Raw genomic sequence first — 26351 nt, 5'->3', positions numbered from 1 at the left:
CGTGGGCCTAGCCGCTACACTGATGCCATTCTCCCGACGCTCAGGTGGCATTTTCCGTGCGATTCGATCTGACCGACCTGCGCCTGTGCCTGCTCGTGGCCGAGGCCGGCAGCATTACCGGCGGGGCCGAGCGCGCCCATCTGACCCTTGCCTCCGCCAGCGCCCGCATTCGCGGGCTGGAAGAGACGCTGGGGGTCGCCCTGTTCATGCGCCACCGTCAGGGCGTCATCCCCACGCCGGCCGGACGCGCCCTGCTCGCCCACGCCCGCCGGGTGCTAGCTCAGATCGAGCAGATGCGCGGCGAACTCGGCGAGTACGCCGCAGGCCTCAAGGGCAACGTGCGCATTGCGTCGAACACAGTCGCCATGTCCGAATTTCTGCCGGATCTGCTGGGCGCATTCCTCGCGGAGCATCCGAATGTCGAGATTGCCCTGCGCGAACAGACCAGCCCCGCTGTCGTGCAAGCCGTGCTGGAAGGTGCGGCGGATATTGGCGTCGTCTCCGACTGGATCGAGCTGACCGGGCTTGAGACCGTGCCGTTCCGGCAAGACCGGCTGGTCGTCGTCACGCCCCCGGGCCATGCCCTGACGGAACGCGACGACGTCGCCCTCATCGACATTCTCGACGCCGAATTCATCGGCCTGCCCGAGCAGAGCGCCTTGGCCGAGCATCTCGACGGCCACGCGAAACGTGCCGGGCGGCCGCTGCGCTACCGGCTGCGGCTGCGTGACTTCGACAGCTTGTGCCGGGCCGTCGCAGCGGGTGCCGCGCTCGGTATCGTGCCGCTCAGCGCCGCCCGGCGCTCGGCGGCAACGTTGGGTATCGGCATGGTGCCGTTGTCCGACGCATGGGCGCTGCGCACGCTGGTGCTGTGTGTGCGCGAGCGCGACGCCCTGCCCGTCTACGCCCGCCAGTTGCTCGACCGGCTGCAAGGGCCTGCCGTCCATTCAACTGACACGACCGTCGACCCAAACAAAAACGGCACGACGTAATCGCCGTGCCGCTTGTGTGACGCTTGCCTAACACCGGGAGAACGTTCGCCCGGCGTGCTTGCTGTCGATATGGCTTACATCGCCGCCGGCGTTGAAACACCGCGTCCGCGCAGCAGCGCGTACAGGATGATGGCGCCGAACGTCGCGCAACCGATGCCGCCCAGCGAGAAGTTGCCGAACTTCAGCGTGAAGTCACCGGCACCGAGCACCAACGTGACAGCGGCCACGATCAGGTTGCGGTTATCCGAGAAATCCACCTTGTTCTGCACCCAGATGCGCGCGCCGGCCACCGTAATCAGGCCAAACACCACAATCGACACGCCACCGAGCACCGGGCCCGGAATTGTCTGGATCACCGCACCGAACTTCGGCGAGAAGCCCAGCACCAGCGCGATCACCGCCGCCACGGCAAACACCACCGTCGAATAGATCTTCGTGACCGCCATCACGCCGATGTTCTCGGCGTAAGTCGTCACCCCGGTACCGCCGACGCTGCCCGACACGATCGTCGCCAGACCGTCGCCGAGGAAGGCGCGGCCCATGTAGCGGTCCAGATTCTGACCGGTCATGGCGCTCACGGCTTTGATGTGGCCAAGGTTTTCCGCGACCAGAATGATGGCGATAGGCGCCAGCAGCACCATGGCTTCCGGCTTGAACACCGGTGCGGCAAAGTGCGGCAGGCCGAACCAGGCCGCATTGGCGACGATCGAGAAGTCGATCGGCTTGCCAAGCCCCATACCGTTGGTGAGCACCGCGTACAGCACATAGGCGAGCAGCAGGCCGACGAGAATCAGCAGCCGCTGCACCATGCCGCGCGCAAACACGGCGACGAGGCCGACGCACAACACCGTCGCGAGCGCCATCCACGTGTCGAAGCTGGTGGCCGAGACGCCCTTCACCGCCACGGGGGCAAGGTTCAGACCGATCACGGCGACGACCGCACCGGTCACCACCGGGGGCATGAGCGCCTCGATCCAGCGGGTGCCGACCGCCATGACGATCAGGCCGATGATGGCGTACAGCACGCCGCACGCGATGATGCCACCGAGCGCGACGGGAATATTCAGGTTCGGTCCGCTACCGGCATAGCCCGTCACCGAGATGACGAGGCCGATGAACGCGAAGCTCGACCCGAGGTAGCTCGGCACGCGCCCGCCGACGAGCACGAAGAACAGCAACGTGCCGATGCCCGACATGAAGATGGCGAGGTTCGGATCGAAGCCCATGAGCAACGGGGCCAGCACGGTCGAGCCGAACATGGCGACCACGTGCTGGACGCCCATGGCGATGGTCTGCGGCCAAGGCAGGCGCTCATCGGGCGCGATGACGCGTCCGGACGCCGTGTCCCGTTGCTGCCATTTGGGGAAATAACCCTCTGCCATATCGATCTTCTCCTGTGTGTCGTGCGCAAGGTGGGCCAATGAAACTGGCGGCAGTGTACGGAGCGCCAGACCGGAAGGCAAGGCGAGAAAAAGCGGCGCGGGCGGGGATACAACGGCGGGGTGAGTGGCCGGTGAGTGGCGGAGTGAGTAGCAGGGAGACTGGCAATGCGGGCGGCGGCATCCGGAATGCCGCCGCCGTGTGTGACGGGCGCTCAGTGCTTGCCGACGCCTTCGAGAATCAGATCGGCCAGCCGTGTGTAATTGCCGTCGAAGTGGTGGCCACCGGGCATTTTGACGATTTGCACGCGCTTGGGGTCGAGGCCGGGGCAATTGCTGTCGTCCTCGTCGGCGCCGTACACGCACATGGCCAGCCCGTCAGGCAGGCGCTCGACCTCCGGGCGGATCGGCAGGCCGTTCTGGCTGGACATCACCCAGTTAGTCATACGAAATTCGAAGTCGGCCTTCTGCCCCAACCCCATCAGCACGAGCAGCGCCACGCGCTCCTTGCTGACCGGTGGCATGCGATTGACCATGAACGGCAGCACGTCTGCCCCTTGCGAATAACCGATGAGAATCACGCGCTTCTTGTTCCAGCGTGTCTGATAGAAGCGCACCAGCCGGTCGATGTCGAGCGCGCCCGACGCGGGTGTACGCGCCGACCAGAAGTAGCGCAGCGAGTCGATGCCGACCACCGGCAGGCCGTGCGCGGCGAGCGCCCCCGCCACATCGCGGTCCAGCCCGGCCCAGCCGCCATCGCCCGACAGCAGAATCGCGAACGCATCGGCCATGTTGGCCGCGGGCTTGCCCGTCGCGGCGACTTCGATCACCGGCAGGTCGGCCACGGCGGCGGGCGGGCGCGCCGTCCCCGCCACGTGATGCGCGTTGAGCCGCTTGAACGCGTTCTTGTATTGCGTGGCCCAGTCGGCCAGCACCGGCGTGTTTCCTCCCGGTGAGGCGTCGGCACCGTCACCCTGACTGCCGAGACTGCCCGCCAGTCCGCCCACCACCCAACTGGCGTTCGAGGCGCGCGCGACAAAGCCTTGGGCGAGACGATCCGAACAACGCGGCGCACGCGCTACCGGACTGCCCGCCGGGCCGCTCATCGCCAGCCACGGCGCCCCCAATGCAGGGGCCGGCAGCAGACGCATCGGCGCGCCGCCGGCGGTATGCGTGATGCCCCGCCCGAAATGCACGCCCTCGCCCTGACACAGCGGCTTGGCCATCGGCAGCACCGGGCAGAAGTCGACCGAGAGCGCACCGGAGAAGGTTTCGCTCTTAGCTTGCGCGAGCATCGCGTAGGCGAACGTACCGCCGACGCCATCGCCCACGAGAATCGGGGGCGTGTAGCCGGGCAGCTTTTCGTAGGCTTCGAGAAAACGGCCGAAGTTGTCCAGATCGCCCGACGGGAAAACACACGCGCCGTCGTCCTTGGTGAAATTCGCCATCAACCGGGCCGTGTCGATGCCCGCCACGATGGCCCCGGTGTCGACGAGCGCGCGCGCCATGCGCTCGGCGCGCGGCGTCCAGCCATCGTCATCCGAGAGGAACAGCACCGTGGCATTCGGCTCGCCCGCTGGCCGGAAGACCGGCACGTTCTCGAAGCGGCCATGCGAGATGACTTCCGTGGCGGCGCCGCGTGATGCCGCAGCACCGGCCGCCGCGGCTGCCGCGGGCGCCATGACTGGTGCCGTAACGCTGGAGGCAGCCGATGGCGGCACGGCGACCGGGCCCGCCTTGGGCGGTGGCTTGAGCACGTTGCGCGCCTTCGCGGCCTGCTCCGCCGAGCGGGCAGATGCGGCGGACGCGAGATCGGCGTGCGTGACTGTCTGGGTCTGCGACGATGGCGTCGACGGCGCCGCCGTCTGTGCGCTTGCCAACCCGCTCACCGTCAGTGGCAGAAGCAATGCTGCGGCCAGCCACACGCCGCGTCCGCCGCCGTGCTTTATCCCTGCCGTCGCCATTGCGCGGTGTTTCCCCTGCGTTCGATCCATTCGACCCTTTCGATCCATGCGATCTGCCCGATCCGTCATTTCGTAATCATCCCTTTCCAGCCGCCCCCGACAAGCGCCGCCACGTCGGCGAGCGTGAGCATCGGCGCGAGTCCGCCCGGCGTCATCAGATAGCGCGCCTCCCATTGCGGATCGAATTTGTCCTTGAAGCTGCGCAGGCCACGGAAGTTGTAGAACCGTGCCCCGTGCGCAAACATCATTCGCCCGAAGCGATGCCAGCGCGGCGCGAGCTGGTGCGTCACCATGCCCGACATCGGCGCCATGCCCAGCCCGAAGCGCTGATAGCCCTGCGCCTTGAAGTGCAGCATCAGATTGGCGAACAGAAAGTCCATCGTGCCCGCGGGCGCATCCGGCACCTGACGCATCAGGTCGATGCTCGCCTCGATGCGCTGCACGTCCGGACACATCAACGTCGCAAACGCGACCAGCCGCCCGTCACGTCGTACCAATGCCACCGGTTGCCGTGCCACATAGGTGTCGGTGAACGCCCCCAACGAGAAGCCCTTCTCTCGCGTGTGCTGTCGCGCGAGCCACGCGTCGGACACCGCGCGCATCTCAGGCAGATGTGGCGGCACGTCGGCGGGGGCAACGATTTCCAGCGAGAGCCCTTCGCGCTCGCCGCGTGCCACGCCGTGTCGCAAATTCGCGCGGCGCGAGCCTTGCAGTCCGAACTCGGGCAACGACACGAACGCCTCCTCACCGAGCTTGTACGCACGCAATCCCGCATCGATGTAGAGCGGCAGCGCCTGCGGACGTGTCTTGTAAAACGCCGCGCGCCCGCCATGCGAGTCCGCCAGCTCGATGAAACGCCAGATCAATTCCGGCCATTCCTTCTGGTCCCCCACCGGATCGGCGAGCGAGACCCACGAGCGCCGATGCTTGGCGTACATGATGAAAGCGTTGCCCGACGGCGAGAACAGGAAGCTCTTGTCGCCCATGAGCGCGAGGCAGGCGTCGGCGGCCGGTTGCTTCTGAATCACTGCTCGCGCGCGCGCCAGTTCGTCTTCACTCGCAGGCACCATCGCCCCGGCCGACTGACGCAACAATTGCCACAGCGACAGGCCCAGACCGATGACGGCGACCACCATCAGCGCCCGCATCGAGCGCGGCGCATCGCCGTCGAACGTGAATTGCCACCAGAGTTGATTCGCGTAACCCACGCGCCGGTACGACATGAACATCAGCCACGTACATGCGCCGAGTACCGAGAGCACCGCGATGATCCAGCCCGGTTCGAAGGTCTGCGTGAAGAGCGACGAGCGCCGGTCGAACTGTTTGCGCGAGACCAGCAGCAACGTCGCCAGCACGGCCAGCACGAAGCACTCCGACAACGCGATGCCTTTCGGAATCGCGAGCACCGCCGCCACAATCGTCAGCCCGAGCGAGCCCCACCACGCGGCGTCCAGCCGATGCAACAGGCCGCGCGCGAGAAACAGCATCGCCAGCCCCGCCACACTGCCCAGCAAGTGCGAGACTTCGACGAGAAACAGTGGCACGTGTTGACGCAGGAAGTCTTCGGCGTCGCGCGTCGCGGGCGTCACGCCGGAGATCAGCAACATGACACCGGCCACGAGCGTGAGCGCCGCCAATACGCCGGGGAAGAGCCGCACGGCGGCACGTCCGATGGGGGCTGCCGGACTTTGGCGGAATTCAAACCACGCCAGCAGGCAGGCCGCGAGCATGAGAGGCAGCAGATAGTAGATGCCGCGATAGAGCACCAGCGCGCCGGCCACCTGACTCACCGGCGCGTGCCCGTTGGTGGCAAGCAGAATCACGGCCTCGAACACGCCCACGCCGCCCGGGACATGGCTGAGCACACCCAGCGCCATGGCGATGGCGTAGAACACGACGAACGTCGGCAGATCCACCACACCGGCGGGCAGCAGGCACCACAGCGCCGCGGCGGCCATGCCGAGATCGGCGGCGGAGATCAGGAGTTGGCGCAACGCGAGACGCAGCGGCGGCAGCGGGATATCCCAGCGGCCGAAGAGCGCCACCGTGCGCTTGCGTGCGCACAGCGCGAGGAACCAGCCCGACCCGGCGAGCAGCAACAGGGCCGCCAACTGCAACATCCATGCGGGCACCGGCACCAGCGCAGAGACGCGCGACGCGCCCCACAACATCCCCAGCGACCCGAAGACCGTCATGCCTAAACCGAACGCGCCCGCGTTGAAGGCAACGGCCTGCGCGACCTTCGAAGCATCGACGCCTGCCGCCGCATACATGCGCATGCGCACGGTGCCGCCGGTGAGCACGCCCAGCCCGACGGAATTCCCCAATGCATAGGCGATGAACGACGTGAGCATGACCGTCGAGCGCTTGACGGTGGCGCCCGCGAACCGCAGGCCGGAGATGTCGTAACCGGTGAGTGCCGCGTAGCTCGCGAGGGTTGCCAGCATGGCAAGCACGAGCCGTGTCACAGGGGTGTCGTGAATCGCGGCGATAACGTCGTCGTAGTGCACGTGACGCAGCATGTGATGCAGCGCGTCGAAGACGAAGAGGCCGAGCAGGATGACCCCGGCCGTGATCAGCCAAGGGCGTGCGGCGCTCCACGGCAACTGGCGCACCCAGCGCCATCGGGCGGGCAGCGCCATTACAGCAGCAGAATCGGCGGGCCGGCTCGGGCGCGCGCGAGTAGGTTCAGTCATGTATCGGTCGATCCTTCGGCCGGTACGACGCCATCAGACGCCGCCCCTAGGGCCTGTGGGCGAGTCGGAGCCAGTAGCCGATAGATTACACCGCGAAACGTGACAGGTCTTGTCGGTGTGGCGCTGACAGATCGGCTCGGTAAGCCGCAAAGCCTTATCAGGCGGGCATTTGCGGAGGTTGTCTCGCAAGACGAGAGAGTTCTCGGCGTGCAATAGCGACTGCGCGTCGGCCGCCACGCCCGAGGCTTCGGGGCTGGGCGGCTGCGATTGCGTTTAGCTATGGGTGAATTTTGTCGATATGTGCAACTTAATGTAAAATGCGGGCCTTTTGCTAGGTATTTACGCGAAGTTTTTCTAGACTTCGATCAACATTGAAGAGCGCCGCAAAGCGGCAAGTGCGCACCCCGAACCATTCCGACTCCGAAGAGAGTTGAGTTGATGTCCATCGGATCGTGCGCGGGGGGAATTCACAATGTACGTCGTTCGGCACCGCCGGGCGGCAGGGGCACGTTTGACCACGCATGAGGCGTTGCGTTGCATGTCGCGCGACGTCTTGTGCGGCGTATCGCGTATCGGCGCGCGTTTGAGGCGCGTTGCCGATCTTGGCGATACGACCGATGTGAAACCGCGTCAGTCCTTCCGGGGACTGGTGGCGGCCGCGCTTTTCGGCGCGGCGACCCTGCTGACGGCAGTCAATGCGCTTGCGCAGAACAATTCAGCGGCGGCAACAACCGCCAGCAGTGCCAACAGTGCCTACAGTGGAGCAGGCGCTGTCGTCGCACTGCCCTCGACCGGCGGCTCGGTGGCCATTACGCCGGCCGTGCCGATCGGGCAGTCGACCATCACGCAAGGCGTGGCGCAACTCAAGGAGCGCTATAACCTGTCGCACGTCTGGCTGCGCTCGGAAACCGATGGCGGCGCGCCGCTCGAAGCGGCCACGCCCGGCGACGACGCCTCGCGGATGCTGCCCGTGGCCAGCCTGTCGAAATCGGTCACCGCCATCGGCATCGCGCTGCTCGTGCAGCAGGGCAAGCTCTCGCTCGACGCCAAGCTGGGCGACCTGCTCGACACCTATTCCAAGGAACACGGCAAGCCGCTCGACCCGAGCCTGCGCGATTTGAGCGTGCGGCGTCTGCTCGCGCACCGCGCCGGTCTCGCCACCAACGGCTACAACGACCCCGTCAACGGGTTGTATAGCGGACTGGCGATTCGCCGTGTGGGCGGCAGCTCGGACTTCTTCAACTATCTCGATGCGGGCGACGCGGGTCACTCCACGGGCAAGACCGACTTCGTTTACTCGAACGTCTCGTATCTGTTGCTGGGGATGGTGATCGAAGCCGTGTCGGGCACCGACTACAAAGATTTCTGCGAGAAGAACATCTTCGGCCCGCTCGGCATCGCCGATGCGACGCTGCCTGAGAGCTGGCGCCTGCTGGCACCGTTTGCGGGCTGGCAGATGTCGACCTCGGCGCTGCTCAAGGTGTGGCGCGTGTTCGACATTCGCCGCCCGAGCCTGCTCACGGAGAAGACGCTGCGCGCGATGCTGCTCGACAAGCAGGCCGGCCCGATCAATCCGGATCGCGACATCTTCTACACGCTGGGCGTGTTTCTGGTGCCGGGTTCGGGGGATCGCAGTTACCGGATCAGTCACGACGGTATTGCCGACTTCTTCCGCACGCAGTCGACCTATTACACAGTGGTCGAAAAGACGGTGCCGGGGGATAGCTGGGCGCTGGTGGTGTCGCCGATTCCGCCGCGCGGCCAGTTCGGCGCGATTCAGCGCGACGTACGAAAGCTCATTCGACAGGCGCGTCTGGTGCCGTAACTTTGCGGCGGCGCGGTGTCTTTGGCGGCGCCGCTGCATCGCTCACGCCGAAATCCACGGCGAACGTGCCCGCGATCAGCGCGCGCTTTTGCGTCGCACTCAACTGCTTCACCCGATACTCCGCGCGCGACGCTGCGGAGCGGTCGGCAAAATCCATCGACAACAAAATGCGTGACGGCGGATGCGCGCGCGTGAAGCGCGCCCCTTTACCCGCCACGTGGGCGGCGTAGCGCGCCTGAACATCGACGGTGATGCCGGTATAGATGCGCCCGCCCGCGCATTCGAGTAAATAGAGAAACCACGGTTTGCTGGGTGGCGTGCCGGTCATGCCTTCGTCTTCCCCTCACGCGTGAACTCACGCGGCGACACGCCCAACGCGCGCCGGAACATCGCCGAGAACGCGGCCGGGTTCGCATACCCCAGACGTGCCGCAACACTTGCCACCGGCACGCCGCGCGCAATCCAGTCGACAGCACGCGCCAGTCTCACCTGTTGCCGCCACGTGCCGAAACTCGTCCCCAGTTCCGTGCTGAACAAGCGCGCGAGTGTGCGCTCCGATGCCCCCACTTCCGATGCCCACTGCGCCAGCGACCGATCGTCGTCGGGCTGTTCCATCAACGCGTCGCACAGCAACCGCAAGCGCCGGTCGGTCGGCATCTGCAAATCGAGCGAGACGGGGGGCGCGACGCGCAGTTCCTCGAGCAGCAGCGACGTGATCAACCCATGCCGGCGATCCGTCACCGGCATATCGCTCGCCAGCGCGGCGGCCAAATCACGCATCAGCGGCGACGCTTCGATCACCACGCAGCGGTCGGCCGGCAACGGCGACGCCTCGGGCCATAGATACAGCGCATAGAACTCGGCAACGCCCAGTGCCGCCACTTCATGCAGCATTTCCGCCGGCACCCACGCTGCGCGAAAAATCGGCGCGATCAGGCTCGTGTTGCCCGCGATAATGCGCAGACCGCCACGCAGCGGAAAGATCAGTTGCCCCCAAGGATGACGGTGCGATTCGATGAGTGCGTCGGCGGGTGGCGTGCGCAGATGCGCGATGACCGGCACATCGGCGCTCGGCGCGGTGCGCGGCATCGGGAAGAAGTTCGGGCGCGCCGCTGAGGCGCGCGGGGGGCGTGGCATGTTCGCGTTGGTATTTGTCCGGATCGGGGTGTCGTAGCCCCCGATGAGTCGCTAGGATACGACATGCCCGACGCGATGCAAGCCACCACCGCGCAGCGGGCGGCAATACCGAGCAATACCGAGCAATACCGATTCTCTGGCCCATCATCAAAACGACAAGCGCCATGACCAATGCTTCGCCGCAACACTCGCCCGTCCCCCCGCCCCGTCCTGCGGAAGCCCTTCGCCGCGATCGCCTGAAAGCGCAGGCCCGCGCCCTCTCCGGCTACGGCGTCTATATCCTGCTGGCGCTCGCGCTGTGGGCGGCCAGTCACGGCAGTACCACGCTGGGCCTGACACCGACCGCCGCGCAGGCGGCCGTGCTCGTGCTGTTCACCATCGGCGCGTGGGCGTTCGGGTTGTTCCCGGAGCCGATCACCACGCTGACGTTCTTCCTGCTGGCCGTATTGCTGCACGTCGCGAAGCCCGAAGTCATCTTCGCCGGCTTCCACTCGGCAGCGTGGTGGCTCGTGTTCGGCGGCGCCGTCACCGGCATTGCCGTGCGCACGACCGGTCTCGGCACGAAGCTGGCCGCGACGCTCTTCGCGCTCAAGCGCCCCACGTACCCGCGCTATGTCGCGTCCGTGATGGTGGCGTGTGTGGGTCTCGCGTTCGTGATGCCCTCGACGACGGGCCGTATTCTCTTGCTCATCCCCATCGTGCTGGCACTCGCCGATCGCATCGGACTCACGGAGGGACGACGTGGCCGCACGGGGCTCGTCATGACCGTCGCGGCCGCCAGCTATATGCCGCCCACGACGATCCTGCCCGCCAACATTCCCAACAGCGTGCTGATGGGGGCGGCTGACTCGTTCTACGGGGTGAAGCTGCACTACGCGCCGTATCTCTTGCTGCACTTCCCGGTGCTCGGCGCGCTCAAGGCTGTGATTCTGGTGTGGGTAATCTGCCGTCTGTTTCCCGATAACGGCCCGCTCGAGAACACGAAGGACGCCGTCGCACCGCCGCTGTCGACCGATGCGCGGCGCTTGTCGGTCTTGCTCGCGCTGGCGCTTGCGGGCTTCGCCACCGACGCGTGGCACGGCATCTCGCCCGCGTGGATCTCCGTGGCGGCGGCCATCATCTGCCTGCTCCCTGCCATTCACATCGTCACGCCGAAGACCTTCACCGAGCAGATGCACATCACGCCGCTGATCTACGTGGCAGGCTTTCTCGGCATGGGCGCGGTGGTGGCCGACACCGGTCTGGGGGAAAAACTCGCACGCTTGTGTCTCGACGCTGTCGGCATGGTGCCGGGCACGCCGGTCATCAATGCCGCGTGGTTGATCGCCATCGGTGCGGCTATCGGCCTCGTGGCCACGCTGCCGGGGCTGCCAGCGGTGCTCACGCCGCTCGCCGGACAACTCTCCACTGCCAGTGGCCTGCCGCTCTATACCGTGCTGATGTTGCAGGTTCCGGTGTTCTCCACAGCATTGCTGCCGTACCAGAGCCCGCCGATGATGATCGCCATGCATCTCGGCGGCGCCACCATGCGCGACGGCACGCGGCTGACCGTCGTCATGACCGTCATCACACTGGTGCTGCTGTTCCCGCTCGATTACCTCTGGTGGCGCGTGCTCGGCATGCTGCCCTGAACCCTGAATCGTCGTGAGTCCTGAATATCCATGACGTGCGAAGGGCTGCGTTGGCACGAGGCTTGCATGACATCTCATGTAGTCCGTGTGACACCACAACGCAGCGCACGTTTGGGAGATCGTTCATGGCAGCACCGGAGAGAATCGTCGAGTTGGCACACAGCGTTAAAAACATTGCCGACGACAAGATCGCAACCATTGCTCACATCACCCGGGAGACCAAGTACCTCGCGCTCAATGCGCTCATCGAAGCCGCACGCGCGGGCGACGCGGGACGGGGATTCGCCGTCGTCGCCAACGAAGTGAAACATGTCTCGGAGCGCATCACGACGATCGCCGGGGATCTGACCACGGAGCTCGCGGGCTCGCTCACCGAACTGTCTGCGCTCGGCGACAGCATGATCGGTCAACTGGAACAGCATCGCGGGCAACGTCTGGCCGACCTCGCGCATCACATGATCGAGATCATCGACCGCAACCTTTACGAGCGCTCGTGCGACGTACGCTGGTGGGCCACCGACACGGCGCTCGTCGATGTCTTGAGCGACCCATCGCCGGAAGCCGCGCGCCATGCATGCCGACGCCTTGGCGTGATTCTCGACAGCTACACGGTGTATCTCGATCTCTGGGTAGCGGATGCCGATGGACGCATCGTCGCCAACGGCCGCCCCGATCGCTATCCCGGTGTCATCGGCTCCGATGCCTCGCGGCACCCTTGGTTTCTCAAAGCGATGAACACGCCGAGCGGGGCCGACTACGCAGCGTTCGACGTACGCCGCGCAAAGCTTCTGCACAACGCCGAAGTGGCGACCTACGCCACGGCGATTCGGGAGGAAGGCGAAACGCATGGCGCACCGCTCGGCGCGCTGGGCATCTTCTTCGATTGGGCGCCGCAGGCGAAGGCCGTCGTGCAAGGGGTGCCGCTGTTGCCCGACGAACGCGCGCGTACACGTTGCCTCCTGCTCGATGCGGAGCATCGTGTGTTGGCGTCGAGCGATGGCGAGGGAATATTGCTGGAGCGATTCAGTTTGCGTCGACCGCGCGAAGGTGGGGCGGCGTCGACCGGCTTCTATCATGCCGGGGATGCAGGAGGTGCAGGCGACGATGGTCTCGTCGGCTACGCGCTCACGCCCGGCTACGAGACTTATGAGGGATTGGGATGGTACGGCGTGGTGCAGCAATGGGACGACGACGCTGCATTGCGGGAAATACGCACCAAAGGAGTGCTGCCTGCCACGCCGGCCTCGGTGTCTGCATCAAGCACGCATGACGCGTCGAACGGCATAGCGGCAGAGATCGAGCCTTCAACGCAGGCCCAGCGCTGGCTCGCCGCCTGATCGGCAAAACACTAGCCAGCGGTCGCCGTCTTCCTCACGCCAGAACGCCCCTTCGCGTTCAAGCACGGCGGCGAGCCGCTGGCGGGTGTCGCGTCGATGCGCGTCACTCACGCCGGGCAGAATCATGCCGCGCACGTAGGTCACATGCGGCACCGTGCGCAACAGCATCCGGATCAGGCGACAAAATCGGCGCACGACGAGTTCGCTGGCGTTGGCCTCCGGTCCGAGCCTGAAGTCGGTCACCGTCAGCACGGTGCCGGCGGCCACCTTATCCAAGCGATGACAGAGCGACAGCACGCCATCGTCGACACGGTGTCCCAACTCGACCCGCGTGTGCTCGCAGACTTCGACGTTTGCGGCAAAGCGGTGGGTTCGGAAGAATGCCGCGACGGCGCGCTCGCAAGTTCTCATGGGGTTACCGAATGGACTCGTACATTTTGACGACCTGCTGCCCCCACATGCTGAGCATCGCCTGAGACTTTTCGCGAATATCCGCACTGCTCGCTTCGATACGCTGACGCAACCGATCGTTGGTGCGGCGGGTCTCGTCGGTCAGCGATGTTTCGAACTCGCCGAGCACATCGTTATCGCGCCCCGCAAACGATTCGTTGTTGGCTTTGAAGTCGATGCCGTGCTTAATCGTCGTGCCCATGCCATTCGTGATATCGCTGCCGATGCGGGCGATATCACCCATGCCCTTGAAGCCGGCCGCCGCGCCACCGGCGCCTCCGACCAGCGAAAAGAGGCCGGCCCCCAGTCCGCCGCCCGCCGACGACATCCCCGAGCTGTAGTGCTTCTTGTTGGCGTTGTATTTCTCCTGCCGCGCGGTTTGCGCCCGCTCGAACACGATCACATCGTGGCGCGTGCGAAACGACTGATCGACGTTACGCTCTTCCGTGCGCATCGTGACGAAGAGCTTGTGCAGCATGCGCAGCAGTGCAAGACCATCCGGCCGGTCTCGGAGGGACGCCGGGACCCGCAGGCGTTCGCCATCGATCGCGCCATCGAACACGTAATCGGGCGGTACCGAGACGGCGGTTGAAATCGAAGCGGTGCGAAGTGTCATATCAAACTCCGTCATAAGAATGGCGTGGCTTCTGCCACGCCGGATGATTCAGAAGTGGCGCGAACTCACGCCATGGACGCAGCGATGCGAATCCGCGTTGCCCCCGTTTGCTGCACCATCTCGCTGGCGGACGTCGCAATGTCTGCCTGTTGCTCGATCAGCGTCTCCATGCGCTTTGCATTGCGCTTCTTGTCGTCCCCCGTCAGGTCCATGAGCGTTTGCAGCCACATCATGTCGACGCCGAGATTTCTCGCGTCGAAGTTGAGCTTCGCGCGCTGCATGCCGATCACGTTCTGACCGACAGCGTTGGCCCCGACCAGCGTGCTGCGCACCGCCCCCGAGAGCGACCACGAACCGCGCAGCGCCGCTCGCCCCGCCTCCAGACGCAATTGCGAACTGAACGAGTTGCCGAGACTTTTCGCCGTCACCGCTTTACCCTTCGCGACTTGTTTGGTAGCCGCCTTGACGACTTTCTTGAACGCGCGCTCGACCATCTGCTCGGTCATCTGCTGCGCAAAGGTCTCCGCCATCCGGTTGAAGCCCGCCTTGGCCAGCGCACGCGACGTGCGCGTACCGCTTTGCAGCAGCGACTTGCCGACGCGTTTGCCGATCTGGTCACCGATCACGAAACTGACTTCGGACGACACTCGCTTCTTGATCGTATCGATGGCTGCCTTGTCGCCCGCCTTGATCGCGTGTTCCAGCGACTCGCCGGCGGCGCCCTTGAACACGCGCCCGGCGGTTTTCGTCACCGTGCGCGCGGCGAGCACGCCTTTGAGCGAGGTGCCGAAGCCCACGACGGCGCCGATGATCTGAAATGCCATCTGCGCTTTGCCCCACTTTTCCGCCTGCTGCTCGTGGTAGCCCGCGTTCTTGGGGTCGACCAGCGCCATCGTCTTGTGGAACGCCGCACCGAGGCCGGCAATGCCCGCCCCCAGATCAGCGACGCCGCCCGCGATCAACAACGGGTTCATCGTCAAGACACCCGTCACCACTTTGACGGCGCCCACGACCGTCTCCACCGCCGCCACAATCCAGTCGAACACCGCACTGAAGACACCGCCCTTGCGGGCTTTGTTGGCGTCTTCCGTGGCCTTGTCCATTTGCTCGCGAAATCTCTGGATATCTTCTTGGCGCAACTTGTCCTGACGCTCGGCGAGCAATTCGAGCGCGCGTTGCGTTGACTTCGCCGTATCGCCCAGCGCTTCCATCGTGATCATCGACGCCATCATGGCCATGGTCGACGGATCGAGTTGCTCCAGCGATGCGAGGTCCTGTGCGCCGTGATGGCCCTGCGGGCGGAGCGCGTCCGCTGCGAGACCGCTGCTGATCGAGAAGAGCTTTTGCAATAGCCGGGCGAACGCACCATCGGCTTCTTTGGCATCGACGTCGTTCGGCATGTCAGGTGCGAAGTCATCCGATGTCAGCCACTTGTCATTCTCGCGGCGCTTACGTGCCGCATCGGCCTGCGCGCTGTCGGACGCTGCATCGGAGGCCGGCGCATCGCGGACATCCAACGCCCGCAACGGGCCAGCGCCGGCCCCTGCCGAATAAATCGAAATCATGTTGTCTCCTGTCGGGGAGGAATGTCGAGGGATTCGCATCTCGCGCTCGCCGAACGGGCAAGCGTTGCGTGTTGCGGTTCGGCAGCACACAACCGGAGCGTGGCGCGATACGCCTTCACAGCGAATTCCCGATTGCCGGTACGCTCGTAACTGAGCCCGGCGAGATACGGCGCGCGGGGGTCCGACGAGCGGATCACCCCGGCCTTCGCAAAACACGGCAACGCCTGTTCGTGCTGGCCGAGACGCTGGTAACACAGCCCCAGACCAAACCAGTCGTCGAACGACCATTGATCCAGCGTGGCAAGCACGAAGTACACCCGCTGGGCGGCCGCGATTTTTCCTTCCGTGAAGCGCTGACACGCATGGGCACGCACACGGGCGAGATCGGCCTCATCGAGATCGGCGAGCATTCGCAATGCGCCGCCACTCTCGAAAAACCTCGCGAAGATGGTCTCGGCGTCTTCCACCGGAAGCACTGGCCGCGACGCCGCCTCGGGTGCGATGCCGCTCACGTGCGCAACGAGCCGTTGATCTGGTTGAGCTGTGAACCTTGCGAGCTGATGATCGTGTTCACCAACGTCGACGCGCCGTTGTATTGCTGAAGCGTCTTGTTGATCTCGATCTGATCGACGGTGCGGCTATCGGAAGCCTGTTCGCCAAAACCTTCCGCAGCAGCCTTCAGCGCGCGCAGATGCGCAGCGTTGTAATCGCCGTTTCCGCCGGTCGGCGTCTTATCGTTCGCACCTCGTCCCTCCCATTGGCGCATTGTCTTCTTCGTACCATCGTCGCCGGTCGTAATTTCTATGTTGTATTTATCGAAGAAGCTTCGGATGCCCGCGCCGACCGCCACCTTCTTCGCGTTATCCGAGCCGACATCGTTGATCAGTTTCTCGATCTGATTGGCCGCTTCGCGCGCCTCGCGTCCTTGGGCCTGACGCTTCTTCATTTCCTGAATCTTGTAGTTCGCGTCTTCGGCGCCGGCTTCCATCATCATCGTGCCGTACTGCGCCAGCAAACCGTGAAAGTCGAGTTTCACTTTTCCGCCTGCACCTTCGTAACCGCGCAGGTCGCGCTTAACTTGGGATTCGGAGATGAAGCTTGGGATCGAGAGGGGCGTAGCCATTGATTGATTTCCTTAAGTAAGAGATGGGGTTCAGAAGTTTTGCGTGATCGACTTCAACGTCTCGCGCAGACGCGTCTGGGTGCCGTTAGCCAGCGATAACGTGGTTTCGTAGAACATGAGCAACCGCTTGACCTCGACCTGATCCTGCGTCGATGACCCGCCCGCGAACGACAACGCCTCAAGGTCCGCTTTCAGGCGGCGCAGCGCTGGTGCATCGAACGGCGCCGACGACGCTTCGGCGGAGATCAGATCGTGTTGGGCTGCAAATTCACGTAACGCTGGCGGCAACGGTTGGGTTTGTGCGGCGCTCGCCAGCAAGCTGTCGCAGACCTTTACGTAGTCACGCGCGCTGCGTGCCGCGTCGAGTCGGGCGATCAGCAGTGGCAACGCAGACGTCGAGTGCGCGTGCACCTCGATCAGCTGATCTCGCGCCCGCAGAATGACCGCCTTCAGCAAGTTGCCGTCGGCATCGTCGATCCGCGTGTCCGCGCTTTCATACGCCGGGATTTTTGACATGCCGGCAAGCCCTTCATCGAGACGCGTGCCGGACACGCCGGGAATGGCATTCCACATCGTTGCCTCCCGGTTCACGCGCGCGGCGCAGACGGCACACGCTTCGCCGGCTGACTCACGGGTTGATCGGATCGCGCAGCCAGCGATCTGGGGGCATCGGCTTTCAACTTCGCGACGGCGTGCGCCAGCGCACCGCTCATGCGCTGAATCTCACGCTCATCCCGTTGAAAAGACGCGCTGTCGATCAACGTGGCGAGCCGCTGAAGTTTCTCGTGGGATTCGGGGGTGTTGGCCGCCTCAAGACGAGCGACCTCATCGAGCATCGTCTGATATTCCTGCATCTGACGATGTAGCTTGCGACCCGCCAGTTGCATCTCGGCGCAAGCGCGCTCGTACTGGCGGATGACATCGTCCTGCGACACCGAATCGCTCTCGGCGGGCGAGAGCGTCGGCATTTGGGGGACCTGCGATGACTCGGACATTGACGTGCCTCCGTACGTAGATTGGTGCTGTTAGAAACAACACGTGCATCGTACGGAGGCGTCACTGACGTGACTTCTCAAACTGTGACTTTGCTTCCGGGAAGCGGTTAGGCTTCAGTGCTTTCCCATGTCACGCGTGTCATGTTCACCGCATTGCACGGTGACGACTCGCTCATTAACCACGCGATCAACGCACACCAAACCCGCCACCGCCCGGCGTTTCCACCACGAAGATGTCGCCCGGTTGCATTTGCGTGCGGCCGATGTGGCCCAGCGCTTCGCGGGTGCCGTCCGAGCGCTCCACGTAATTTGCGCCCAGCGCGCCGACCTCACCGCCCTGCGCACCGAACGGTGCGTGCACGCGATTGTTCGACAGGATCGATGCCGTCATCGGCGTGAGGAAGCGAATGCGCCGCACGGCACCGTTGCCGCCGTGCCAACGCCCTGTTCCTCCCGAACCTGCGCGAATACGGTGGCTTTCCAGTCGCACCGGATAGCGCCATTCCAGCACTTCTGGGTCCGTCAGGCGCGAGTTCGTCATGTGGGTCTGCACGGCGTCCGAACCGTTGAAGCCCTCGCCTGCTCCGCTGCCACCGGCGATGGTCTCGTAGTACTGATACGTCTCATTGCCGAACGTGAAGTTGTTCATCGTCCCTTGGCTCGATGCCACGCGACCCAGCGCACCGTACAACGCGTTGGTGATGGCTGACGACGTCTCCACGTTGCCCGACACCACCGCCGCCGGATACGCCGGGTTGAGCATCGAGCCGCGCGGCACGATCACCGTCAGCGGTTTCAGGCAACCGGCGTTAAGCGGAATGTCGTCATCGACCAGCGTACGGAATACGTACAGCACGGCTGCCATGCACACCGCACGCGGTGCGTTGAAGTTGTTCGGCAACTGGTCCGACGTGCCCGTGAAGTCGATGGTCGCGCTGTGCGTCGCCGCATCGACGCGAATCGTCACGTCGATCACCGCGCCGTTATCGAGCGGATAACGATAGTGCCCGTCGGCGAGTGCGCCAATCACTCGGCGCACGGCCGCTTCGGCGTTGTCCTGCACGTGGCCCATATAGGCCAGCACCACGTCGCGGCCGAACTCGTTCACCATGCGGCGCAGTTCGTCCACGCCCTTCTGGTTCGCAGCGACCTGCGCGCGCAAGTCCGCCATGTTCTGATCGATATTGCGTGCGGGATAACGTGCGCCGGCGAGCAGTCCGCGCGTTTCACGATCCCGCAGCGCACCGGCGGCCACCAGTTGCCAGTTGTCGATGAGCACGCCCTCTTCTTCGACATGCGTCGAATCCGGCGGCATCGAGCCGGGCGTGATACCGCCGATATCGGCATGGTGGCCGCGCGAGCCGACGTAGAACAACGGCTCGTCCTCGCCCGCCATGAACACCGGCGTGATCACCGTGACGTCCGGCAAGTGCGTGCCGCCGTGGTACGGATCGTTGAGCATGAAGACGTCGCCATCGCGCATCGCGCCGCGGTTGCGTTCGATCACCGTACGAATGCTCTCACCCATCGACCCCAGATGCACGGGCATGTGCGGTGCGTTGGCGATCAGATTACCTTCCCGGTCGAAGAGCGCGCACGAGAAATCGAGGCGTTCTTTGATATTCACCGAGTACGCCGTGTTTTGCAGACGCAGCCCCATCTGCTCAGCGATCGACATGAACAGGTTGTTGAAGATTTCCAGCCGCACCGGGTCGGCCTGCGTGCCCAGACCGCGTTGCGATTCACGCGGCACCACGCGCGTCAGAATTAAATTCCCTTGCGCGCTCATCTGCGCCTGCCATCCCGGTTCCACCACGGTCGTGCCGCTCTTCTCGGCGACGATGGCGGGGCCATCGAGGGTGTCACCCGCGAGCAACGTGTCGCGTGAGAACAGCGCGGCATCGCACCACGCGCCGCTCGCGTACAGCTTCACTTGATCGATCGGTTGCGGCGTACCGGCAGTGCGTGCGGCCAGCGGCGTGATATCGACGGGGGCGTCCGAGTGACCGATCGCTTCGACCGACGCCACTTCGACAATCAGCGCCGCGCCATCCATCAGGAACGAATAGCGCTGACGATAAGCCGCTTCGAAAGCCGCGCGCATTTGTTCGACATCGCCGAAGGGCACGGCAATGGCCGAATCCGTGCCGGCGTAGCGAACGTGCACACGTCGCACGGTTTCGATGCGCGACGGCGGCACGCCCTGCGCGAGCAGACTGTTGGCCGCTTCATCGGCAAGTGCACCGAGCGCGTCTTCCAGTGCTTGCAGACCGTCGACGGCAAGCGGTGCTTCGATCATGCGTTCTCGCATCGCCGTCTGATCGGCGAGACCCATGCCATACGCGGACAGCACGCCTGCAAGCGGATGCGCAAACACCTGCGTCATGCCGAGCGCATCGGCCACGCCGCACGCGTGTTGACCACCCGCACCGCCGAACGTCGTCAGCACATAGCGGCTCACGTCGTGACCGCGTTGCACGGAGATCTTCTTGATCGCGTTGGCCATACTGCCGATCGCGATTTCGAGGAAGCCTTCGGCGAGCGCTTCCGGTGTCTGGCTGCGGCCGGTGGCACGCTCGATCTCTTTCGCCAGCGCGGTGAACTTCTCGACCACAACCTCACGGTCGAGCGCTTCATTCGCCTGCGGTCCGAACACCTTCGGGAAGTGCGCAGGCTGAATCTTGCCCAGCATGACGTTGCAATCGGTCACCGTGAGCGGTCCGCCGCGGCGATACGCCGCCGGCCCCGGATTGGCGCCCGCCGAATCGGGACCCACGCGCAACCGTGTGCCATCGAACGACAGCACCGAGCCGCCACCGGCCGCCACCGTGTGAATACTCATCATTGGCGCGCGCATGCGCACGCCTGCGACCTGCGTCTCGAACACGCGCTCGAACTCGCCGTTGTAATGCGACACGTCGGTGGACGTGCCGCCCATGTCGAAGCCGATGACGCGATCAAAACCCGCAGCACTCGACGCGCGCACCATGCCGACGATGCCACCCGCCGGGCCGGACAAGATCGCATCCTTACCCTGAAAATTATCGGCACGCGTCAAGCCGCCGCTGCTCTGCATGAATTGCAGATTCACGCCCGGCATCTCCTGCGCGACCTGCTCGACATAGCGCCGCAGAATCGGCGAGAGATAGGCATCAACCACGGTCGTGTCACCGCGCGACACCAGCTTCATCAGCGGCGACACCTCGTGCGACACCGACACTTGCGTGAAGCCCAGTTCACGGGCGAGCGTCGCCAGTGCCTTTTCATGCGCCTGAAAGCGATAGCCGTGCATCAGCACGATGGCCAGCGCGCGCACGCCTTTCGCATACACGGATTCGAGTGCACCGCGTGCCGCGACGAGATCCAGCTCGCGCACCACCTCGCCCTGCGCACCGACACGCTCATCGACTTCCACCACTTCCGCATACAACGCTTCGGGCAGCGCGATATCCAGATCGAACAGCCGCGGGCGATTTTGATAAGCGATGCGCAACGCGTCGCGGAAGCCCTGCGTCGTGACCAACGCCAGCGCCTCGCCTTTGCGCTCCAGCAGAGCGTTGGTCGCGACGGTGGTGCCCATCTTCACCATCTCGACTTGTGCGGGCGTAATCGGTTCGCCCGTCGACAGACCGAGCAGGTGACGGATACCGGCAACGGCGGCATCGCGATACTGCTCCGGATTCTCCGAGAGCAGTTTGTGCGTCACCAGCGTGCCGTCCGGACGACGCGCCACGATGTCGGTGAAGGTGCCGCCACGATCGATCCAGAACTGCCAGCGCGGGTCGGTGGCGATGTTGTGTTGGGTAGCAGGCGTGAGAGCGTTCGTCATGGGGTCACTCGCAAAGCAATGGTCAAACGGGAAAGACCGATTCCACAGTTTCACAATTTCACAGAGCGCACGTCTCCCATGCAGGCCCGCATGGACATCGCCACGGGGCTGCACAGAATGATGCGATCAGGGGAATGTGTTCAGGCGCGGCAGCGACGGCTGCCGCGGTGTTTCATCAAATCGAAGTGAGGTGAAGTGCCGAATCCCTCACTGCGTTTTCAGTTCGAGCGATTCCAGCTCGCGGCCACGTGTTTCCGGCAGGGTAAGCGCCGCCAGAATCAGCACACCGTAAGCCACCGCCGCGAAGATGCCGATGGTCGTGCCCAGCCCGTACTGCTTGGAGAGCATGCCGATAAGGAAGGGGAACAGGGCACCCACTGCGCGGCCGACGTTGTAGCAGAAACCTTGGCCCGAGCCGCGAACGTTCGTCGGGAACAACTCGGTCAGGAAGGCGCCCATGCCGCTGAAGATACCGGAGGCGAAGAACCCGAGCGGGAAGCCCAGCCAGAACATAGCGCTGTCGGTGAGCGGCAGCGACGTGTACGAGAACGCAATCACCATCGAGCCCACGGCGAACAGGATGAAGTTCGGTTTGCGGCCCAGACGGTCGGTCAGGTACGAACTCACCAGATAGCCGACCCACGAGCCGAAGATGATCATCGCGAGATAGCCGCCCGTGCCCATCACCGTGAGATGACGCTCGGTCTTGAGGAACGTCGGCAACCACGTGGTGATGGCGTAGTAGCCGCCCTGCGCACCGGTGGTCAGCAATGCCGCGCGAATCGTCGTGGAGAGCAGTTTCGGGCTGAAGATGGCCGCGAGTCCCGGGGCGTCGTCCGACTTCGCCTGCTTGGCCTTCTCCTTTTGATACACCTCCGGCTCTTTCACGTAGCGGCGGATGAACAGCACCAGCAGCGCCGGCAGCAAGCCGATCAGGAACAGCGCACGCCAAGCCAGTTCCGCCGGCATCAGCGAGAACAGCACCGCGTAGAGAATGGCGGTCAGGCCCCACCCGATGGCCCAGCCCGACTGCACCAGCCCCACGGCCTTGCCGCGATCGCGGGCGCGGATCACTTCGCCGATCAGCACGGCGCCGGCCGTCCATTCACCGCCGAAGCCGAAGCCCATAAGCGCACGCGCTGCGAGCAGTTGGTGATAGTTCTGCGCGAGACCGCACAGCCCGGTGAATACCGCGAACCAGAGCACGGTCAGTTGCAGCGTACGCACGCGTCCGATGCGATCGGACAGAATGCCGGCGACCCAGCCGCCGAGGGCCGACGCGAGCAGTGTGAGCGTGCCGATGAAGCCCGCGTCGGCGAGGCTGATGCCCCACGTGGCGATCAATGTCGGGATGACGAAGCTCAGCATCTGCGTGTCCATGCCGTCGAGCATGTAGCCGACCTTGCAGCTCCAGAACGCGCGCTTTTCAGTTGGTGTCGCGTCGCCGTACCAGCCGAACAGACTGCCGCCGGCGGGGGCCGGCGTGTCCGGCGCCGTGGCAGCAGCGGCTGCCGACGGGCTCGCGAGAGGGGTTTTGCTATCCATGAGAAGAAGACTCCGGTGATGTCCTGTCTTGCCGTGTGATGCCCTCGGGCCGCGCTCCGCGATGGGCGTGTTCGGTCGACGGCCGGCAGCAACTGCCCTGCCGACTTCCGTCATGGCGCGGTGTTCTTATGTGATGCGTGCTACGTGGTGCCTGATGCGGGGTGCGTGTCTTGCCGTCAGGAATTAGAAGACGGCGAGCGAGGCATTCGGGATATCGGTCATGAGCATGTAGCCCGGCTTGTGTGCGATGGCGAGCGGCAGCTTGGCGCCCATCAGCGCGGTCTGCGGCGTCACGCCGCAAGCCCAGTACACCGGCAATTCGCCGTCGCGAATGGTCACGGCGTCGCCGAATTCCGGCTTCGACAAGTCGGTGATGCCCAGCTCGGCCGGGTCACCAATATGAATCGGCGCGCCGTGCACGCCCGGGAAACGGCTCGTGATCTGCACGGCGCGAATGGCGTCGGCCCCTTTCATCGGGCGCATCGACACCACCAGCTCGCCGCCGAATTTGCCCGCACGCTGGTTGGCGATCTTCGTGCGATACATCGGCACATTGCAGCCCTCTTCCACGTGACGCAGCGGAATGCCCGCCTTGGCGAGCATGTGTTCGAACGAAAAAGAGCAGCCAATCGCGAACACGACGAAGTCGCTCTGCCAGTACTCGGCCAGATTGTCGACTTCGCCAGCGAGCTTGCCGTCGCGGTAGACGTTGTAGCCCGGCACGTCGGTACGGATATCCACTTCGCGGCCCAGCGACGGCACGTGCCATTGACCGGGCTCGCCCACGCCCAGCAGCGGACACGCCTTGGGGTTGCTCTGGCAGAAGCGCAGGAAGTCATGCGCATGCGCCACGGGAAGGATGGCGAGGTTGGCCTGCGCGAACTCGCCGCAATAGCCGGCAGTCGGTCCACGGAACTGGCCGCTGCGTACGGCCTGACGGAATTCGAAGGGCATGATCGTCTCGCGTTGCGAAGTGAAATCGAGCGGCGTGGCAGGGTGGTTCATGGCAGTCGGGCGAGTGAGCAACATTCCGGGGGAGATGCGTTGAAGTGCCTTGGGGGGCGCATCGGATGGGTGAAGCATAGAAAGAAAAAAATGTTGTCGCTAACGAGTTTTTCTACGCGTCGCCGTATAGAATTTCTTAACGACTTCGCGGGTTTTCCCGAGGTTTGCCGTCTTTCTTTTCTTCACAGCATGATCGCCATTGCGCGCACCGCGCCCCTGCCCCCCACAGGATTGCCGTGAACACCCGATTTCTCGAAACCTTCGTCACGCTGGCCAAACTGCGCAACTTTCGCGCCACGGCCGCCGCATTGCATGCCACGCCTGCCGCCATTTCGCAGCGCCTGAAAGCGCTCGAAGACGAGTTGAATACCGCGCTGGTCGATCGCGAGAGCCGCGAGTTTCGCCTCACGCCCAACGGTGAATATTTGCTGGGCTACGCCAAGGCCGTAGTCGAAGCGGCCAAGCGTCTGCAAGCGGCAGCGTCCGGCGAAAGCACCACGCGCGGACGCCTGCGTCTGGGCGTGATCGAAACGGTGGTGCATAGCTGGCTGCCGCACTACTTGCGACGGCTGGCCGCCGATTACCCGACACTGGAAGTCGAGTTGACGGTCGATGTTTCCGTGCAATTGCAACGACGGTTGCTCGCCGACGAACTCGATCTGATCATTCGCGTGGAAGGCAGCGACGACAGCAGCGTGGTGTGCGACGCGTTAGCCAATTACCCGGTGCACTGGATCGCACGCACTGGCCTGTTTCCGAACACGCGTGGAGGTCTCGCGAAGCAGGTCTTGCAGCACCCGATCCTCACCTACGGACGCGGCACCGCACCACATCGGGCGCTCGAAGATATCGTCGCAAAGCTGGCGGGCGTGCATGGCGTGCCGCTGTCGGAGACGCGCATCACGGGTTCGCCGTCGATTGCCGTCATCGTGCAACTGGTGCGCGACGGCTTCGGCGTGGCGGCAATACCGCGCCTGTTCGTGGACGCACTGATCGCGAGTGGGGAAGTGGTCGAACTGCCGTTGCAGCCCGCGCCGCCGTCCATCGTCGTGTCGATGTCGCGGCGCGCCGATGCGCCGTTGTTCGTGCACGGTGCGGCGACGGCTGCACGTGCGGCCTGCGCGGAGTACTGTCGCAAGAGCGACCGGCGGCTGGTGGAATTGTTGTGATCGTTGGTGCGATTAACCGAAATGTGCCAACCGCGTGAGGAACGTGTAGTCGGCTTCCGTCGCCATGAGCGCCATCAGCACGAGTAGCGCGAGCGGCGGAATCAGAATCGCATAGACGAGCGCCAGCCGCTCCCAGCGCATATGCATGAACACCGCCACGATCAGCCCCGCCTTGGCAACCATCAGCGCGAGAATCAATCCCCATCGCAGATAGCCATGCAGGTTCGCATAGTCGACCAGATACGAGAGCGTCGAGAGCACGAACAGCAGCCCCCACACCTTCAGGTAGATGCCAACCGGGTGCTGTTGTCCGGCGTGGTCGTCGGATGCGGAGGCAGTTGCAGATGCCGTTGAGGATGCAGCAGCGGGGTCCATGGCAGGCCTCTACCAGAGATAGAACAACGCAAAGATGAACACCCAGACGAGATCGACGAAGTGCCAGTAAAGGCCCGCGATTTCGACGAGCTGATAGTTGTCCCGACGCTCAAGCGTGCCGTTGAGCACCTTGCGCATGACGGTGAGCAGATAGATCACGCCCGCGCTCACGTGCAGTCCGTGAAAGCCAGTGATCATGAAAAAGCACGCGCCGAACTGCGCCGCGCCCATCTTGTTGCCCCACGGGCGAATACCTTCGTGCGCGATCAGATTGGTCCACTCGAAGGCCTGCATGCCCACGAACGCAATGCCCAGATACGCGGTCGCAAGAATGCACGCTGCCGTCTTGTCGCGGTCTTTCCGATACGCGTAGTTGACGGCCATCGCCATGCTGCCGCTGCTGCTGATCAGCACGAAGGTCATGATCGCGATGAGCAGCAGCGGCACCGGGTGCCCGTTCACATTCAGCGAAAAAATCTCGGCGGGGTTGGGCCACGGTGCCGTCGTGGAGATGCGCACCGTCATGTAGCCGATGAGAAAGCTGCTGAAGACGAAGGTGTCGGAGACGAGGAAGATCCACATCATCGCCTTGCCCCACGGCACCTGAAATGCCGCGCGGTCGCCTGACCAATCGGTCACGATGCCGCGCCAGCCGCCGGGCAGATGCGCTGGGTCTGCGATGGCGTTCGAAGGGGTCGATGTCGTGTTCACGATGACG

Annotated in this window: 22 protein-coding genes; 5 read left to right on the top strand and 17 right to left on the bottom strand. The window is 64.4% G+C overall.

Translation table 11 applies throughout. From position 1 onward, the window contains the following. The first annotated feature begins 56 nt into the window (after positions 1-56). Positions 57-992, top strand: coding sequence for a LysR family transcriptional regulator (locus tag PIN31009_RS24510; RefSeq protein WP_150791831.1), 936 nt, complete (start codon positions 57-59; stop codon positions 990-992). 74 nt (positions 993-1066) lie between these two features. Here the strand turns inward: PIN31009_RS24510 and PIN31009_RS24505 are convergent, their stop codons facing one another. The 3 genes from PIN31009_RS24505 to mprF all read right to left on the bottom strand — a co-directional run bounded on the left by PIN31009_RS24505 (position 1067) and on the right by mprF (position 6977). Then, positions 1067-2374 (bottom strand): solute carrier family 23 protein, encoded by a 1308-nt coding sequence (locus PIN31009_RS24505; protein ID WP_150682438.1) that lies wholly within the window; start codon positions 2372-2374, stop codon positions 1067-1069. Between the two features lie 212 nt (positions 2375-2586). Next, positions 2587-4365 carry a virulence factor family protein gene (locus PIN31009_RS24500; protein WP_150791830.1) on the bottom strand — a complete coding sequence of 593 codons (1779 nt, stop codon included), beginning with the start codon at positions 4363-4365 and terminating at the stop codon, positions 2587-2589. 35 nt (positions 4366-4400) lie between these two features. Continuing rightward, entirely contained in the window at positions 4401-6977 is a 2577-nt protein-coding gene (gene mprF / locus PIN31009_RS24495; RefSeq protein ID WP_246185847.1) for a bifunctional lysylphosphatidylglycerol flippase/synthetase MprF, read from the bottom strand. A 592-nt stretch (positions 6978-7569) separates the two neighbouring features. Between mprF and PIN31009_RS24490 the strand changes: the two genes are divergently transcribed. After that, a complete protein-coding gene (locus PIN31009_RS24490) occupies positions 7570-8856 on the top strand; it encodes a serine hydrolase domain-containing protein (RefSeq protein WP_174997376.1) in 1287 nt (428 codons plus the stop codon). Here PIN31009_RS24490 and PIN31009_RS24485 read toward each other — a convergent pair. Together PIN31009_RS24485 and PIN31009_RS24480 are read right to left on the bottom strand one after the other, a co-directional pair. Beyond that, positions 8828-9184: a GIY-YIG nuclease family protein gene (locus PIN31009_RS24485; protein ID WP_246185838.1), complete on the bottom strand. Its 357-nt coding sequence runs from the start codon at positions 9182-9184 to the stop codon at positions 8828-8830. The genes PIN31009_RS24490 and PIN31009_RS24485 overlap by 29 nt on opposite strands. Next, positions 9181-9993: a helix-turn-helix domain-containing protein gene (locus PIN31009_RS24480; RefSeq protein ID WP_150791827.1), complete on the bottom strand. Its 813-nt coding sequence runs from the start codon at positions 9991-9993 to the stop codon at positions 9181-9183. Before PIN31009_RS24480 ends, PIN31009_RS24485 begins: the two co-directional genes overlap by 4 nt. 164 nt (positions 9994-10157) lie before the next feature. Here PIN31009_RS24480 and PIN31009_RS24475 point away from each other — a divergent pair, with 164 nt between their 5' ends. Further along, entirely contained in the window at positions 10158-11624 is a 1467-nt protein-coding gene (locus tag PIN31009_RS24475; protein ID WP_150791826.1) for an SLC13 family permease, read from the top strand. 125 nt (positions 11625-11749) lie between these two features. After that, the gene (locus tag PIN31009_RS28405; RefSeq protein WP_150791825.1) at positions 11750-12961 is read left to right on the top strand and encodes a methyl-accepting chemotaxis protein; all 1212 of its coding nucleotides are present in this window, start codon (positions 11750-11752) and stop codon (positions 12959-12961) included. Here PIN31009_RS28405 and PIN31009_RS24465 read toward each other — a convergent pair. The 10 genes from PIN31009_RS24465 to PIN31009_RS24420 all read right to left on the bottom strand — a co-directional run bounded on the left by PIN31009_RS24465 (position 12929) and on the right by PIN31009_RS24420 (position 24041). Then, positions 12929-13372 carry a hypothetical protein gene (locus PIN31009_RS24465; RefSeq protein WP_150682446.1) on the bottom strand — a complete coding sequence of 148 codons (444 nt, stop codon included), beginning with the start codon at positions 13370-13372 and terminating at the stop codon, positions 12929-12931. The genes PIN31009_RS28405 and PIN31009_RS24465 overlap by 33 nt on opposite strands. 4 nt (positions 13373-13376) lie before the next feature. Further along, the gene (locus PIN31009_RS24460; protein WP_150791824.1) at positions 13377-14027 is read right to left on the bottom strand and encodes a hypothetical protein; all 651 of its coding nucleotides are present in this window, start codon (positions 14025-14027) and stop codon (positions 13377-13379) included. Between the two features lie 65 nt (positions 14028-14092). Further along, positions 14093-15592, bottom strand: coding sequence for a type III secretion system translocon subunit SseC family protein (gene sctE / locus PIN31009_RS24455; protein ID WP_174997374.1), 1500 nt, complete (start codon positions 15590-15592; stop codon positions 14093-14095). Further along, positions 15589-16104 carry a CesD/SycD/LcrH family type III secretion system chaperone gene (locus tag PIN31009_RS24450; RefSeq protein WP_246185837.1) on the bottom strand — a complete coding sequence of 172 codons (516 nt, stop codon included), beginning with the start codon at positions 16102-16104 and terminating at the stop codon, positions 15589-15591. Before PIN31009_RS24450 ends, sctE begins: the two co-directional genes overlap by 4 nt. Further along, positions 16101-16715 carry a hypothetical protein gene (locus PIN31009_RS24445; RefSeq protein WP_150682449.1) on the bottom strand — a complete coding sequence of 205 codons (615 nt, stop codon included), beginning with the start codon at positions 16713-16715 and terminating at the stop codon, positions 16101-16103. Before PIN31009_RS24445 ends, PIN31009_RS24450 begins: the two co-directional genes overlap by 4 nt. 30 nt (positions 16716-16745) lie before the next feature. Further along, positions 16746-17288, bottom strand: a complete 543-nt coding sequence (locus PIN31009_RS24440; protein WP_150791822.1) for a hypothetical protein — start codon at positions 17286-17288, stop codon at positions 16746-16748. A gap of 14 nt (positions 17289-17302) precedes the next feature. Then, positions 17303-17710 carry a hypothetical protein gene (locus tag PIN31009_RS24435; RefSeq protein ID WP_150791821.1) on the bottom strand — a complete coding sequence of 136 codons (408 nt, stop codon included), beginning with the start codon at positions 17708-17710 and terminating at the stop codon, positions 17303-17305. Between the two features lie 187 nt (positions 17711-17897). Continuing rightward, positions 17898-21539, bottom strand: a complete 3642-nt coding sequence (locus tag PIN31009_RS24430) for a hydantoinase B/oxoprolinase family protein (protein ID WP_150791820.1) — start codon at positions 21537-21539, stop codon at positions 17898-17900. A 207-nt stretch (positions 21540-21746) separates the two neighbouring features. Further along, positions 21747-23084: an MFS transporter gene (locus PIN31009_RS24425; protein ID WP_246185836.1), complete on the bottom strand. Its 1338-nt coding sequence runs from the start codon at positions 23082-23084 to the stop codon at positions 21747-21749. A gap of 183 nt (positions 23085-23267) precedes the next feature. Then, positions 23268-24041 (bottom strand): putative hydro-lyase, encoded by a 774-nt coding sequence (locus tag PIN31009_RS24420; RefSeq protein ID WP_150791897.1) that lies wholly within the window; start codon positions 24039-24041, stop codon positions 23268-23270. Positions 24042-24325: 284 nt separating this feature from the next. On the opposite strand from PIN31009_RS24420, the gene PIN31009_RS24415 reads away from it, so the two are divergent. Next, positions 24326-25258 (top strand): LysR family transcriptional regulator, encoded by a 933-nt coding sequence (locus PIN31009_RS24415; RefSeq protein WP_150682453.1) that lies wholly within the window; start codon positions 24326-24328, stop codon positions 25256-25258. Between the two features lie 12 nt (positions 25259-25270). Here PIN31009_RS24415 and PIN31009_RS24410 read toward each other — a convergent pair whose 3' ends face one another. After that, positions 25271-25633 (bottom strand): cytochrome C oxidase subunit IV family protein, encoded by a 363-nt coding sequence (locus PIN31009_RS24410; protein ID WP_150682454.1) that lies wholly within the window; start codon positions 25631-25633, stop codon positions 25271-25273. Between the two features lie 9 nt (positions 25634-25642). Further along, positions 25643-26344, bottom strand: a complete 702-nt coding sequence (locus PIN31009_RS24405; protein WP_174997372.1) for a heme-copper oxidase subunit III family protein — start codon at positions 26342-26344, stop codon at positions 25643-25645. Positions 26345-26351 lie beyond the last annotated feature (7 nt).

It is taken from the genome of Pandoraea iniqua (assembly GCF_902459685.1).
Classification (GTDB): Bacteria; Pseudomonadota; Gammaproteobacteria; order Burkholderiales; family Burkholderiaceae; genus Pandoraea; species Pandoraea iniqua.
The sequence above is the reverse complement of the archived record's forward strand: the minus strand, read 5'-3'. Positions and strand labels throughout refer to the sequence as shown.

Excerpts from the sequence above, each read along its gene's own strand:
- PIN31009_RS24430 (WP_150791820.1), bottom strand. The coding sequence starts at position 21,539 with ATGACGAACGCTCTCACGCCTGCTACCCAACACAACATCGCCACCGAC.
- PIN31009_RS24435 (WP_150791821.1), bottom strand. The coding sequence starts at position 17,710 with ATGTCCGAGTCATCGCAGGTCCCCCAAATGCCGACGCTCTCGCCCGCC.
- mprF (WP_246185847.1), bottom strand. The coding sequence starts at position 6,977 with ATGGCGCTGCCCGCCCGATGGCGCTGGGTGCGCCAGTTGCCGTGGAGC.
- PIN31009_RS24485 (WP_246185838.1), bottom strand. The coding sequence starts at position 9,184 with ATGACCGGCACGCCACCCAGCAAACCGTGGTTTCTCTATTTACTCGAA.
- PIN31009_RS24465 (WP_150682446.1), bottom strand. The coding sequence starts at position 13,372 with ATGAGAACTTGCGAGCGCGCCGTCGCGGCATTCTTCCGAACCCACCGC.
- PIN31009_RS28405 (WP_150791825.1), top strand. The coding sequence starts at position 11,750 with ATGGCAGCACCGGAGAGAATCGTCGAGTTGGCACACAGCGTTAAAAAC.
- PIN31009_RS24480 (WP_150791827.1), bottom strand. The coding sequence starts at position 9,993 with ATGCCACGCCCCCCGCGCGCCTCAGCGGCGCGCCCGAACTTCTTCCCG.
- PIN31009_RS24445 (WP_150682449.1), bottom strand. The coding sequence starts at position 16,715 with ATGGCTACGCCCCTCTCGATCCCAAGCTTCATCTCCGAATCCCAAGTT.
- PIN31009_RS24490 (WP_174997376.1), top strand. The coding sequence starts at position 7,570 with ATGTCGCGCGACGTCTTGTGCGGCGTATCGCGTATCGGCGCGCGTTTG.
- PIN31009_RS24440 (WP_150791822.1), bottom strand. The coding sequence starts at position 17,288 with ATGTGGAATGCCATTCCCGGCGTGTCCGGCACGCGTCTCGATGAAGGG.
- PIN31009_RS24410 (WP_150682454.1), bottom strand. The coding sequence starts at position 25,633 with ATGGACCCCGCTGCTGCATCCTCAACGGCATCTGCAACTGCCTCCGCA.
- sctE (WP_174997374.1), bottom strand. The coding sequence starts at position 15,592 with ATGATTTCGATTTATTCGGCAGGGGCCGGCGCTGGCCCGTTGCGGGCG.
- PIN31009_RS24505 (WP_150682438.1), bottom strand. The coding sequence starts at position 2,374 with ATGGCAGAGGGTTATTTCCCCAAATGGCAGCAACGGGACACGGCGTCC.
- PIN31009_RS24460 (WP_150791824.1), bottom strand. The coding sequence starts at position 14,027 with ATGACACTTCGCACCGCTTCGATTTCAACCGCCGTCTCGGTACCGCCC.
- PIN31009_RS24475 (WP_150791826.1), top strand. The coding sequence starts at position 10,158 with ATGACCAATGCTTCGCCGCAACACTCGCCCGTCCCCCCGCCCCGTCCT.
- PIN31009_RS24425 (WP_246185836.1), bottom strand. The coding sequence starts at position 23,084 with ATGGATAGCAAAACCCCTCTCGCGAGCCCGTCGGCAGCCGCTGCTGCC.
- PIN31009_RS24500 (WP_150791830.1), bottom strand. The coding sequence starts at position 4,365 with ATGGATCGAACGCAGGGGAAACACCGCGCAATGGCGACGGCAGGGATA.